A 13,122-nucleotide genomic window follows, 5' to 3' on the forward strand; every position below is an offset into this window, starting at 1 on the left:
GATTTAGGTCGTTATTGGGGTTAAGATTAAAAAGTTTATAAGCTTTAGAATTAAGTACCTATGTCATCTGTTAGCAACATTTACAACAATTATCGTGCGAATCGAGGAGATCTTCAAAGTTCCTCTTCAAAGGCAGCGTTGAAAATTGGTAGAACTGATCTAGCCAAGGACATCATTCATATTAAAAATGTTCGAGATAACATTAAGATAAATGAATTGAATAATAAAATACATATTTTCTCTGTTGTAAGATCTCGTCAGTCAGAAGTTAAATCTCTAAGTCTCGCTAAAGATAAATTAGATAAAAAAATTGATAAGCGCGAAACTCGGCTTTTAAAAAAAGGTACTTTTTCTGAAGAAATTAGTAGCCAAACAACCCATCGCCTTGCACGAAAAATACTTGAACAGCATCCAAGATTTTTAGAGCGCTCATGGGATGAAAAAAAAGAAACACAGGTTGAAAAGACCTTGTATGACTTGTATGCAAACGACAAACCTATAGGTCATAGCCCTCTTAAAGAAAATGATAAAAAAGTATTCTTTTATTCACTTTTTGAAATGAGTAAAAAGAATAAAATTATCATTCAATCACAAAGTGGAATCCCTTTATCGGTTCTAAGATCAAATAAAAAGGCGGCATTTAGTGAATTTGCATACTTTATTATCCCTAATAGATCTAAACAAAAGAGTGAAGGACAACATTCTCGAATCGCACTGAGTTTTGATAGTCAATATGCTAAAACAGTTCTTCCCTTATTGGCTAGCATTGTTTCTAAGGAGAAGAGTATTGATTGCGCAAAAATCATGGGGCCTGATGAACAGGGAGTTAGGACGGACAGTGCGATTATATATTTTGAACATACGAATGCAGATAAAATTGAAAAGGTAGTTAACAATTTAAGAGAAAAGTTGGGTGGCATGTTAACACCTCACACCCCAATCGGTATGAAGAGTAAATATCCTGGTATATCTTATTCTGAGTTTTCTAATATACACCCCGATGGTAAAAAAGCCAGTACCAGTCATGGTATGGCAAGAGCAGAAATTCTGACTAGTGCTATAAAAACATATGTAATGCAGAGTGAACGATCGGCTACTAATCTTGAACAAATTATAGATAATACTTTTCAGAAAAGTGGTTATGCTATAAGAGACACCGCATTGTTGGATTCCTCTTCAATTACTGAAGCACAGAGTGAGGCTTAGAAAGAAGGAGCCATAGTGCAGCCTGTGCAGATGCACGCTTGGGGCTTGTTAGATTTTAACTATGATTCATCCTATGGAAACGCCATTGATCGTCTCAAGCGTGAAGGTTGCTTACGGCAAAATGTAGAACATCGGCAAGTGAAATATCTCAACAATGGCATTGAATCTGACCACGCTCAGCTTATCGAAGCCACCGGCGGTTTCAAAGTGCGAAAGCGAGCTTGGTCAACCATTCAAGGTTTTGAGGAAATAAGGATGTTGAATAAAGGCCAGTTTGATTTTGGGTTACATCGTGATGAGCTGAAACTAAGGGTGCAGTAGAGATCCGCCTTCCTCAATGAACTCTTCAATATGTTCGGTATTTACGCATAAAAAGAGGTGCTCAGATAGGCACCTCAGAAACATATCAACATCGTCCACAACTCTCGACCATGAAGGCTGGCTGTCACACCTTCTAACGACTTCCAACCAAGTGCTTGCTTACCAGAACCTGAGTTATGAGAGAGGAATAAGAGTCTCTTTCGATTACGAAGGAGATTCATTTTGCTCTAAAGATTCTACCCAACGTAAAATTTCTGCTGTTGCCTCAATTAACTCACCGGGTATGTACTGATCTGTTTCACCGTCAGCGAATAAGGCTCTTGCAAGAGGGATTTTTTGCATAACGGGGATACCTTCTTCACGCGCAATCGCGATCATACGTTTAGCAACCGTATCTGTCTCCATTAATGTGATAATAGGTAATGGTGTTTCATCTCTTTTATAATACAAGCCAATAGCAATATGAGTTGGGTTGGTGACTAAAACACTAGAGCGTTTGACATTTTCACGTTGGTTTGAGCTTTGAAGTTCCTGATGTAATTGACGTCTTTTACTTTTTATCTCAGGGCTGCCTTCCATTTCTTTATATTCTCGTTTTACTTCATCCTTGCTCATCTTAAGCTTTTTGTTGTGGTCATATCTTTGGTAAGCAAAGTCTGCAACAGCGATCATAATAAAGCCGATAGAAGACATAATGATGAGTTGTTTCATGAGTAACCCTGAGATCAACGGTACACAATTTAAACCACAATTAGGAATGTTTAATAATGTGTTGATATTGCCACGAAGTGTTGTCCAAATTATACAAGAAAGCAGGAAGACTTTGAGTATAGATTTAATGAAATCAACAATACTTTTCATTGAGAAAATCTTTTTTGCGCCTTCTGCAGGATTTATTTTTTTGATATCTGGTTTGAGTGATTCCGCGCTAAAAAGTAAACCGAATTGACTAACATTAGCAAGAACTGCAATAAGAAATGTAACGATGAGAATAGGTGCGAGTAAATAAGCCATTTCTTTTGCGATTGCAATTGCGACATCAACTAAAGCATCTTGAAAGTTTTGATATGCAAATTCGCTTGGTAGCAGTAATAACGCTGAAATATGAGTGACATAGTAATCGGCGCAAGCAAAAAGCACTAAAATTAAACCCAATATTAGTGCGGTGGAAATGACTTCTTGACTTTTTGCTACTTGACCTTTTTTTCTAGCATCTCTGAGCTTTTTGGGGGTGGGTTGTTCGGTTTTTTCTCCACTCACTGCTAAGGACCTTTATTAATAAAAATTGAATTAAGTTGTTCTTGAAAGAAGGTGATATCGATTAAACTCTTTTGGAAGTATTGCATCAGTAATGCGAGATAAACAATGATAAGAGCACTTGATACCGCACTCTTTATGGGCATTGATAAAGAAAAAACATTGAGCTGAGGTGCGAATCGACTGATAAGAGCCAGGCCAAACTCTGCGAGAAACATGGCAAGAACGAGTGGAGCAGACATTAAGATTCCAAGGTAAAGCAGTTGTTCAAACAGACCATAAAAAAAGGCTACCCAACCACTATTAATACTCGGAAAAAACTCGAGAATAGGCCAAGATGAATAGCTTTTAAATACGGCGTACATGAAGGATACGAACCCACCACCAGAAAAAAACAGGGTAATAAGAGTTTGAGTAAATAACACAGCAGTAGGTGTTGTTTGTGAGCCTAATAGAGGGTTAAACATACTTGCCATTGCTGCTCCACGTTGGTTATCAATCAAAAAGCCTGTGGCTTCAATGGCCCAAAATGGGATGGCCGCGATGAAGCCGATCAGCATGCCAATGAGCATTTCTTTGACCAAAATGAGTATAATCCAGGTACCGTCTATTGAATCAGGTAATGCCTCTTGATTGATCAAAGGAAAAGCGAACAAAGCAAGTGAAAACAAAATAGCATTCCTTATCATTGCCCCACCCAAGGTTTTTTTGTTGAGTATAGGCAAAAAGATAAAACAGGCTATTAATCGAGGCAAGCTCAAGCTATATAGGAAAAACGCTTGTTGAATATCGTCGAAGCTCATCGTATCTGTGGGATCTTATCCATAATTAATGAGGTAAAAGAATATAATTCAGAACCTAGCCATTGTGTTGTTGCAAATAAGGTGATGATCACAGCAACAAGTTTTACTACAAAGCCCAGCGTTTGTTCTTGTACCTGAGTCAATGCTTGAATGATTGATACTAGAGTACCAACAAGTGCAGCAACCAAAATAGGTGGAAGTGACAAATATAAAACAAGCACCAGTGCTTGAGTTGTAAAATGTATAATATCAGGAGGAGTCATAATATGCCTATATCACTGATAGCTCATTACTAAGCCATGTGTTAGTTTTGTCCATCCATCAAGTAAGACGAAAAGTAACAGTTTAAATGGTAGGGAAATAGTCATAGGTGAGACCATCATCATTCCCATTGCCAATAGAATATTAGATATGATCAAATCGATAGCAATAAAGGGGAGATACAATAGAAAACCGATCTCAAATGCTCGAGTTAATTCACTGACAGTAAAAGCAGGTAATAGAAGCAATAAGCTATCAGATTCTAATCTGTTAACATATTTTTGTGGCCAAAGTGTCCGTGCTGCATCGGTAAAAAACAATGTTTCTGTTTCACGAATGTGCTTTTTTAGGAATTCTCGGTAGGGCTGTAGCCCATTATCAATAAGCCCCTCTATACTTGCAGAATCTTCTAAAGCAATATCGTGTTGCTTTACATAATCATATGTTTCAAAACCAACTGGAGCCATAATAAAAACTGAAAGTATGACAGCTAAACCGTACAAAGCCATATTGGGTGGAATTTGCTGTACACCGAGAGCATTTCTAAGTAATGAAAAGACAACAGCCAGCTTAACAAAAGAAGTGGCCATCATTGCAATGATAGGTAGCAATGTTAATAAGCTGAGTAGGGCAATAAGGTTTAGTTCATCTGGTAACTGAATCATGCTGGTTCTTGCTCTTCACCAAATAAATCTAGAAGCCTAACACCGAGGTGCTCATTGACATTAACCAATTCACCTTGGCCTATAGCTTTACCATTTGCTCTTACCGTAACGGGCTTGTTGACAGGCTGGTTAAGCTCGAATGTAAAGCCTGGTTGAAGTGAATTAAGTTGTTCTAGAGTTACAGTCTGTGAACCGATGTCAAAGCTTATTTCAACTGGAAGTTGTTGATGGTCAGTAAGTACTTCTAGGTTATTTGTGTCATTCATGGAAGAATCCTTTTGTAAAATAGTAATGGTGTTTCCATCCAACTCACATCGCCAAAGGTTTTGGTTCGAGACTTTTAGGATGGCCTGATGCTGAGAGAGGTAGCATTGATCAAAAAATATGACGTCGCCCTTTTCAAGCGATTGAAATTGTTCTATTTTTAATTTTGTTTCACCCAAACTCAAAGAGAAAGGCAAAGTGATTGAGTTTGTTAGGTATGATGTCGCCTTCGGTAGTGCAGAAATTAAGTACTCTTGCCCACTATATACCCAGAGGCATAAAGTGCCTTCTGCACGATTGAGGGTTAATGTCAGTACTTTTTTCGATGTCGCTGGCAGTTCGCATCTGATCAACTTGCTTAATACAGGTAATTGACCAAATACATTTTTAATTATGTTGTTGTATTCTTCTATTTGTTGATTGAGTAACGCAAACTGCAAAGGCTCTGGTAATGAGTCAAAAGCAGTCGCATTCAATACTTCTTTTAACCATTGCTGTAGCTGTGCCGTTGAAAATTCAATATCAATAGCTTGTCCTCCAATTAGGACAGTAAGACGATAGCCGATAAAAGCAGGTTTTGAATCTAAATTGATCGATAAATTGACGCCATCATCATCGTAAAAATAACACTTTCTTTCACTAAGTTGGTTGCTCAGTGCAAGGGTAGGGGCGTCTATCTTAGGTAGGGGCAGTGTCATTAATCTTCCTCTGGATTCCATTCATCATAAATGTTGCGTTGTTGTTTTGAACGTTGTTGATCACCTTGTTGGTTCATCTGCTCGCTGATTGATACTCTGATTGGTATATCGGTGACTAATTTTTGCAAACGCTCAACAAGTTCTTGTCTAGATTGTGGATTTATGTGGCTAAGTGCGTGTTCCTGTCGAATAGTCACACTATACCCCTCTGTATTATGTTTGATTGAAATCTCTCCACCCTTTAATTGACCATCATTTAGAAAAAGTCGAACTTCTTTTTCATTTGTAGAGGGTAAAGACACCCATATTTTTTCTACTAACTTATTAACTAACTGTGTTAGGGAGTGAGGGTCTTTTGCTGTAGGGATTACTTCAAGATTTTTAAGAATAACATCGCCTTGAGTTAGTTTTGTTTGAGGAGCGGATGCATGGAATGATGAATCTTGTTCTTCTTTGTAATCAGCTGAATTCTCAACTAGACATTGGAGCAATTCTTTGCTGTCTTTCGTTGAGGTTATTTGCTTTGGTGTATTTAGGCTAGGATATAAAATATCCTGTTTATGGTTTTCTTCTAATTTTAATGCTGATGTGTTCGTCCCTGGTTTAATCATTGACTCAGAATGAGAGTGCTGTGCAGGATTAACTGGATTCAAGTTAACAGTATTTGATGTTGTTATATTAATTGAATTTATTTCTTCTTTATTTGAGCCCTCAAATTCATTAAGATTTTTTAATGAACTCAGAGCTTTCAAGGCTTTTTGAGGAGATGTTATTACACTTTTCTCCACTCTTTTTGAGTTATTAAAAGGCGTATCAATTTCTTGTAAATCGCTACTGTTAGGAGTGATATCTCTGGAATCTACGGTGTTTAGAGGAAGTTTAGGTTGCTTAGTTTGATTAGATTTATGCGTTATTAAAGCATTAGTCGGTGCCGATGGAAGCGCTGAGTTAGAAATTGGAGTGGTACTGTCCAATTTGTTATGCAATGCTGAATCGTCGAACTCAGAAAGCTCCTGTTTCAAAAAAGGCCTAGAAGTTACACTTACTTCTTCTTTAGTCTTGCTCATTGCTTGTGTCATTTTTAATTCTAATGACTCGGTAACAGAAAGATTAGAAGCAACTTTTTTTTGCGATTGTTTCTTCTGCGATGGGTAATTTCTAACTGTACCGTTTTCAAGGTTAAGTTGAGGGTCTGATTTTAAACGCATTACCACTCCTAGATAGGTTCCGGAAGGCGAAACTCTTCTTGTTCGAGCTCTTCTTGATATTGTTGTTGACGGATGAGTTCAGCAGTCTCTTCTTGACTTAACTCTTCAAACTTCTCTTTTGTTTTATGTGCTGCTAAAGCATTTTTTTTCTTTTGCCTTAATACTTCTCGTTCGTTATCGAGGTTTTTTTGAGCCTCGACTACTTGCTGTTGTAGCTCAGCCTCTCGCCCTCTTAAGAGCGCAATTTCTTGTCTTAAATCTTCTAATTCTCTAAGTAATAAAGTTTTTTGTTGTGCTTTTGCAAATCGGCGTTCCTCTTCTTCTATTCTCCAGTGTTGATAGTCTGTTGCAGATTGTTCTGCTTTTTTTAGCAAAGAGGCACTATGCTTGACACGATATTCTTGTTGTTTAACAGCATTATCGGCTCGATCAGCACGTATGGATTTAATATGCAATAGTTGAGCAATCATTATCTCTCTAGTCCTTGCATAGTCGAGATGGTGCCAACGAGTTCGCTTGGTTCATGTGTTCCTTGGCGCAAGAAATCACGAATAGAGTCACTTTGTGCAATAGCCATATCAGCTTGTTGATCTGCTCCTTTTTGGTATTCTCCAATTTTGAGAAGAAGCTCAACCTCTTCATATTTGGCAAGCATTTCTCTGATATGGGCTGCTGCATTACGATGTGAATCATCGACTATTTGATTCATAACACGACTCGCAGAGCGTAAAACATCTATTGCAGGGTAGTGATTCATAGCTGCAAGCTTGCGAGACAAAATTATGTGCCCATCTAGAATAGAGCGTGTTTCGTCTGCAACAGGCTCAGTCATGTCATCACCCTCTACTAAAACCGTGTACAAAGCTGTAATCGACCCTTTGTCTGATTGACCAGCTCGCTCCATTAATTTTGGTAAAGAAGCAAATACAGAAGGTGGATAACCACGACGTGTCGGTGGTTCTCCAGCAGCAAGACCAATTTCTCGTTGGGCCCGAGCAAATCGAGTTACGGAATCCATAAGTAACAAAACACGCTTACCTTGATCACGAAAATATTCGGCGATAGAGGTCGCAACAAATGCCGCTTTTGCTCGCTCCATCGCTGGTCGGTCGGAGGTCGCAACGACAAGGACAGATCGAGCCATTCCTTCTTCTCCGAGATCATGTTCAATGAATTCCCTAACTTCGCGTCCTCGTTCACCAATCAAAGCAAGGACTGTCACATCAACATCAGCTGAACGAATTAATTTAGCAAGGAGGGTACTTTTACCACCACCCGCTGCAGCAAAGATCCCCATACGTTGTCCTTCACCACAGGTTAGTAAACCATCAATGGAACGAACGCCTAGCGATATGGGCTTGGTAATAAGTTTTCTTTGCATTGGTGGTGGAGCATCTCGATAAACTGGATACCATTCAGCAGGCTCTTGACTTTGTGAGCCATCAAAAGGACGGCCGAGCCCATCAAGGGTTTGCCCTAGTAAATGATCACCGACACCGACTTCATGCATCTTACCCATAGGACTCACTTCTGTATTTGAAGAAATACCAAACATATTACCTAAAGGGGTTAGGAGAGCGTGATGTTGTTGAAAACCGACAACTTCAGCTAAAAGCGAAAGTGTATGATCGGGGTTACGTAATTCACATAGTTCACCTACGCGAACGCCAGGAACCACTGCTTTTATGATGGTACCTGTTACTTGCGTGACTCGACCGCGGATTTGAATTAAGCGACTTTGCTTTATCGCGGTATGTTGGGCTTCGGTAATGTATGAGAAATCGTTCAATTTGAAAACAAAATAGTGGCTAATAATAGGAGAATAAAGAATTGTGAGTAAGGTATATAGTAATTATTGGTCGTCATTTTTTAGAAAATAGTAAATCTACTAAAAAAACACGTCTGATTTTGACAGTTTCTTTTTTTATCGATTTATATACTCCTCGTTAAATTGTGAGATAAGCGTGCGCCTAAGCAATCTTGCTTACTTGAAAATGTTTCAAAGAACCAAGCGTATTAGGTATAAGAGGGAGTCAAAATGTTCAATCAAACGATCCAAACAAACAATACTCGAAGCCTATTAGTCGATAATCAGATGGGAAATCAAGATGATGATGGAGCGACAATAGGTAACTACCGAGGTCAAAGAGTCGTCAATATACCGTCTATTCATAATTCTATTCTTGGATCACTTGAAGAGCTTACCACGACAGGAGCTTCGAGAGGTGAAAGATCTTTAGCCCTATCTGACCGAAAGGTTAGAGATGGCGGTAGTCGGAATGCTAAATTAGAAGAGCTAATTTCTCGTTACCTTAAGAAGGTCCCTGATATTGAAAAAAATGAAAAGATCAAAGACCTCGCAGCAAGAATGGCAGGTGGTAATATTACTAACATTCTCGATATGCAATACTTTCTCAACCAGTTCTCAGAAGAGCAGAGCCATCAATATTTAGCTCTTACGGCGGTTGGAGCTTTCCTGAAGGATAGGCCGGAAAGTCAGCATTTAGCTCAATTAGTGGCTCAAGCGATTAATAATATTGAGCAAGATAGCCAAAAAATAGGTGAAATAAATACTGAAATTCGTATTTCTGAAACTGCGAATGATTTTAGTAAAAATGAGAACTTCAGTCAGTTGCAGTCATTGCGCAATTTCTATCGAGATACCGTGCATGGCTATCAAGGCATACAAGCGGTGTTTAATGATGTGATAAATCGTTTTGGTGAATCTGGTATTCCTAAAGCAATTGATTTCTTATTAAAAGGTATGAGCTCCGATCTTAGCGTTCATGGTAGCAGCATCGAACCAACCAAACTTCAATTATTGATGTCTGATATGCATATTTTAAAAACTGTAAATACAGTTCAAGAGCAGGTAAGTCAGTTGCACAACCGATTTGCTCCGAAAAAGGCAGGCTATGTACTATAACGAGATTCATTTGATGTCAGACATTATTGCACTTATCGAGGAACGCTGGGTAAGCAGTGAAGCAATATGGAAGATTGCGGATTCTATGAATCTAAAAAGTGCAGAGAAGAAAATCAGTTTTATCCGAGAATTACATAATCTTATTCGTCATATACCTGTCAATGTATTTGCGGACGATGAGCAAAGACAAAATCTAATTCTAGCGGCTCAAAAAGCGCTGGATGAAGCAATTGAGCAAGAAGAAGAGGAAATGTGCGACGATGAACTGGATTGATACGTCGGTCGATGATTTTTTTCGAGGAATGGGATTGGATAATATTGATTTCTCGTTAGTAGGACGCGCCCAATTGAACTTTGAAAAAAGTGGAACTTTACATATTGAGCGGCACGATAGTCGCTTGTATCTAATTTTATCTAGGGAGTTGCCTTGGGATAGGTTCAGTCATTATGCACAATCAGCACTTTCTTTGTGTCATGTAGATAATGGATGGCCTTTTTTGATTAAAACTGGCTTGCTGGATGAGCAAACCTTGGTCTTTTCAGCTGAGATTGAAGCACAAGAAGTCACATTACCTACGATCGAACAAGCATTCACATTACTTAACCGCCTTCATGATAGAGTGGCCGAGTTATGAGCAAAATCAGTACTTTTAGCATTGGTATTGAAGATTATAGTTATGTCTCTGAAGGGCAACTTGAATTAGATTTACCTTCCCGTTTTCAGATGTTGCCGGATGGGCAAGCGATTGAAACTCACCTAGGTAAACTGTATGAACTGCGTCCATCGGACCAGTACTTATTTTCATTAGCGAAGCCAAAACTTCATTATGGTGAGCTACTGAGACCAGAAAAATATCGAAAGCAATTTGATGAAACCTTTTTACTTTTGACGCAAGTAGCAGGGGAAAATAAATCCCCTAAATTACTAGATATGTTAGAAGTTCTAAAAGAGACACAAATAGATCAACGCTTTTTAATCATGGCATTGAGCCTACTGATTCAGGTTTAAGCATTATGTTAAGTCATAAAGATAAAGAACTGCTACTCATACATGCAGCTCTACAAGTCCAATACCAAAAACCAGAACAAGCAATAACTCTATTGGATGGTTTGCTTGAATTTGAACCAGAACACCAAGAAGCGCAACAAACTCTAGCCGTAGCATGTTTTCATTCTGGGCAATACGAGCGTTCAGCTGAACTCTGTCAAAAACTGATTGAAAAAGGAGCTCATAATCAAACTGGTCTGTGGTTTTGTTTAAGCCAAGTGCGTTGGAAACAAAAAAAAGTCGAAGAAGCACGTCACGCACATCGTCGCTATCTGCAATCTATAAATAGTGAAACCAATGAATAAATTTGTCGATATACTGAATAAAATAGGGCAGCGTAAAGATATCATGTTGGCAGTAATGTTACTTGCCATTGTGTTTATGATGATATTACCACTGCCTACTGCCATGGTTGATGTGTTGATAGGAACCAACATGAGTATTGCAGTTGTTTTGCTTATGCTGGCAATTTACATTACTTCTCCATTAGAGTTTTCAGCATTTCCAGCTGTACTTCTTATTACTACGCTATTCCGACTGTCTTTATCAATCACAACGACACGTTTAATCCTTCTTGACGGAGATGCAGGTCAGATTGTCTATACCTTCGGTAACTTTGTTGTGGGTGGTAACTTAGTTGTAGGTATAGTGGTGTTCTTAATTATAACCATTGTTCAATTTATGGTTATTACTAAAGGTTCCGAGAGAGTCGCTGAGGTTAGTGCAAGGTTTTCACTGGATGCCATGCCAGGTAAACAAATGAGTATTGATGGGGATATGAGAGCAGGTGTCATTGATATGAATGAAGCTCGCTATCGCCGCTCAGTGATTGAAAAAGAAAGCCAAATGTACGGCTCCATGGATGGTGCCATGAAGTTCGTAAAAGGCGACTCCATTGCAGGACTTATTATTATTGTCGTAAATATCCTTGGTGGTGTTGCTATTGGAGTAACCCAAAAAGGTATGTCTGCGTCAGAAGCTTTAGAACTTTTTGCTGTTTTGACCATTGGCGATGGCTTAGTTTCACAAATACCCGCACTCTTTATTGCGATTACTGCTGGTATTATTGTTACTCGTGTTTCAAATGAAGAATCAACAGACTTAGGCTCTGATATCGGTGGACAGATCATCGCACAACCTCGTGCTTTGCTAATAGGTGGTATTCTTCTAATATTATTTGGTCTTATTCCTGGCTTTCCTAAAATTACCTTCTTGATATTGGCATTAATAGTAGGAGGAGGAGGTATTTTTCTTTTACACCAAGAGAAAAAGGGTGATAAAGCCGATCAAGCTGATTTAAGTAGCTTTGTTGCCCAGGGTGCAGGGGCTGCAGCAGCTAAGTCGAGCCACTCGACTCCTTCAAGAGGAGGAAAGGGGAAGCTCTCTGAGCAAGAAGAGTTTGCGATGACGGTCCCTTTGTTGATTGATCTGGATATTAGTTTACAAGAGAGTTTAGAAGCGGTAGCGCTTAATGATGAATTAGCCCGAGTTCGTAGAGCACTTTATCTAGACTTAGGAGTACCATTCCCAGGTATTCATTTACGTTTCAATGATGGAATGGGAGAAGGTGAATATTTAATCCAACTACAAGAAGTCCCCGTCGCACGTGGAAATATTGAGAAGGATAAGCTTCTGGTTACTGAGGGCAATGCACAAATTGATTTACTTGGTATCCCGCATGAAAGTGGTGATGATTTTTTACCGAATATCAGTACGTTTTGGGTATCTAAGATCCACCAAGAAAAACTGATGGACAGTAATGTTGGCTTCCTCACTCCGGACAGAATCCTAACCTACCACTTATCTCATGTACTTAAGGAATACGCACAAGACTTTATCGGTATTCAAGAAGCCCGTTATTTATTAGAGCAAATGGAAGGCAGTTATGCCGATTTGGTTAAAGAAGCACAACGCATTGTTCCGTTACAAAAAATGACTGAAATTTTTCAAAGGCTAGTCTCTGAAGATATTTCTATCCGAAACTTACGTGTCATTTTAGAGGCTATGGTTGAGTGGGGACAAAAAGAAAAGGATGTTGTCCAATTAACAGAGTATATGCGAACTAGTTTAAAACGATACATATGTTATAAATACGCAAGTGGTCAAAATATGTTGCCTGCTTATTTGTTAGATCAAAATCTTGAAGACACGATAAGGAATGGTATTAGACAAACTTCTGCTGGTAGTTATTTGGCCCTAGATCCTTCTGTTACACAACAATTTGTTAGTGATGTTAAAAAGACGATTGGTGATCTTAGTCGCATGCCGAACAAGCCTGTGCTCGTGGTTTCTATGGACGTACGTCGATATGTAAGAAAGCTGATTGAAGCCGAATATTATGAACTCCCAGTTTTATCATTCCAAGAATTAACGCAGCAAATTAATATCCAACCTCTTGGTAGAGTGGGAATGTAATATGCTCATTTTGTTGAAATTAATTGCTGAAAAATAAAAACTTACGACTA

The 13,122-nt window shown here is 38.7% G+C and carries 15 protein-coding genes and 1 pseudogene; 8 read left to right on the forward strand and 8 right to left on the reverse strand.

Translation table 11 applies throughout. From position 1 onward, the window contains the following. Window positions 1-60 precede the first annotated feature (60 nt). Window positions 61-1,206, forward strand: coding sequence for a T3SS effector HopA1 family protein (locus VSA01S_RS07815; RefSeq protein WP_039983262.1), 1,146 nt, complete (start codon window positions 61-63; stop codon window positions 1,204-1,206). A 48-nt stretch (window positions 1,207-1,254) separates the two neighbouring features. Next, a pseudogene (locus VSA01S_RS07820) lies at window positions 1,255-1,527 on the forward strand (DDE-type integrase/transposase/recombinase); the annotation flags it as partial. A 204-nt stretch (window positions 1,528-1,731) separates the two neighbouring features. Here VSA01S_RS07820 and sctU read toward each other — a convergent pair. From sctU to sctN, 8 genes are read right to left on the reverse strand one after another with little or no spacing between them, the layout of a single operon-like run. Further along, window positions 1,732-2,787, reverse strand: coding sequence for a type III secretion system export apparatus subunit SctU (gene sctU, locus VSA01S_RS07825; RefSeq protein WP_039983261.1), 1,056 nt, complete (start codon window positions 2,785-2,787; stop codon window positions 1,732-1,734). Between the two features lie 2 nt (window positions 2,788-2,789). Then, window positions 2,790-3,587: a type III secretion system export apparatus subunit SctT gene (gene sctT, locus VSA01S_RS07830; protein WP_039983259.1), complete on the reverse strand. Its 798-nt coding sequence runs from the start codon at window positions 3,585-3,587 to the stop codon at window positions 2,790-2,792. Then, complete coding sequence (gene sctS, locus VSA01S_RS07835; protein WP_039983257.1) at window positions 3,584-3,850, reverse strand: type III secretion system export apparatus subunit SctS; 267 nt, start codon at window positions 3,848-3,850, stop codon at window positions 3,584-3,586. Before sctS ends, sctT begins: the two co-directional genes overlap by 4 nt. A gap of 12 nt (window positions 3,851-3,862) precedes the next feature. Next, the gene (sctR, locus tag VSA01S_RS07840) at window positions 3,863-4,513 is read right to left on the reverse strand and encodes a type III secretion system export apparatus subunit SctR (protein WP_039983255.1); all 651 of its coding nucleotides are present in this window, start codon (window positions 4,511-4,513) and stop codon (window positions 3,863-3,865) included. Then, window positions 4,510-5,475 carry a type III secretion system cytoplasmic ring protein SctQ gene (gene sctQ, locus VSA01S_RS07845; protein WP_039983254.1) on the reverse strand — a complete coding sequence of 322 codons (966 nt, stop codon included), beginning with the start codon at window positions 5,473-5,475 and terminating at the stop codon, window positions 4,510-4,512. Before sctQ ends, sctR begins: the two co-directional genes overlap by 4 nt. After that, complete coding sequence (locus tag VSA01S_RS07850; RefSeq protein WP_050567459.1) at window positions 5,475-6,683, reverse strand: type III secretion system needle length determinant; 1,209 nt, start codon at window positions 6,681-6,683, stop codon at window positions 5,475-5,477. The genes sctQ and VSA01S_RS07850 overlap by 1 nt, the downstream gene beginning before the upstream one ends. Window positions 6,684-6,691: 8 nt before the next feature. Next, the gene (sctO, locus tag VSA01S_RS07855; RefSeq protein ID WP_039983253.1) at window positions 6,692-7,153 is read right to left on the reverse strand and encodes a type III secretion system stalk subunit SctO; all 462 of its coding nucleotides are present in this window, start codon (window positions 7,151-7,153) and stop codon (window positions 6,692-6,694) included. Next, the gene (sctN, locus tag VSA01S_RS07860; protein ID WP_039983252.1) at window positions 7,153-8,472 is read right to left on the reverse strand and encodes a type III secretion system ATPase SctN; all 1,320 of its coding nucleotides are present in this window, start codon (window positions 8,470-8,472) and stop codon (window positions 7,153-7,155) included. The genes sctO and sctN overlap by 1 nt, the downstream gene beginning before the upstream one ends. A 249-nt stretch (window positions 8,473-8,721) precedes the next feature. Between sctN and sctW the strand changes: the two genes are divergently transcribed. Genes sctW through sctV form a run of 6 tightly spaced genes read left to right on the forward strand, consistent with a single transcriptional unit; the run spans window position 8,722 to window position 13,072 of the window. Further along, a complete protein-coding gene (gene sctW, locus VSA01S_RS07865) occupies window positions 8,722-9,609 on the forward strand; it encodes a type III secretion system gatekeeper subunit SctW (RefSeq protein ID WP_050567457.1) in 888 nt (295 codons plus the stop codon). Further along, window positions 9,599-9,883, forward strand: coding sequence for a TyeA family type III secretion system gatekeeper subunit (locus VSA01S_RS07870; RefSeq protein ID WP_039983251.1), 285 nt, complete (start codon window positions 9,599-9,601; stop codon window positions 9,881-9,883). Before sctW ends, VSA01S_RS07870 begins: the two co-directional genes overlap by 11 nt. Next, window positions 9,870-10,244: a type III secretion chaperone SycN gene (sycN, locus tag VSA01S_RS07875; RefSeq protein ID WP_039983250.1), complete on the forward strand. Its 375-nt coding sequence runs from the start codon at window positions 9,870-9,872 to the stop codon at window positions 10,242-10,244. Before VSA01S_RS07870 ends, sycN begins: the two co-directional genes overlap by 14 nt. After that, window positions 10,241-10,618: a type III secretion apparatus assembly protein SctX gene (gene sctX, locus VSA01S_RS07880; protein WP_039983248.1), complete on the forward strand. Its 378-nt coding sequence runs from the start codon at window positions 10,241-10,243 to the stop codon at window positions 10,616-10,618. The genes sycN and sctX overlap by 4 nt, the downstream gene beginning before the upstream one ends. 5 nt (window positions 10,619-10,623) lie before the next feature. After that, window positions 10,624-10,962, forward strand: coding sequence for a type III secretion system chaperone VscY (vscY, locus tag VSA01S_RS07885; RefSeq protein ID WP_039983246.1), 339 nt, complete (start codon window positions 10,624-10,626; stop codon window positions 10,960-10,962). Further along, entirely contained in the window at window positions 10,946-13,072 is a 2,127-nt protein-coding gene (sctV, locus tag VSA01S_RS07890) for a type III secretion system export apparatus subunit SctV (RefSeq protein WP_102857677.1), read from the forward strand. The genes vscY and sctV overlap by 17 nt, the downstream gene beginning before the upstream one ends. Window positions 13,073-13,122 lie beyond the last annotated feature (50 nt).

Source organism: Vibrio sagamiensis NBRC 104589 (genome assembly GCF_007990935.1).
GTDB lineage: Bacteria > Pseudomonadota > Gammaproteobacteria > Enterobacterales > Vibrionaceae > Vibrio > Vibrio sagamiensis.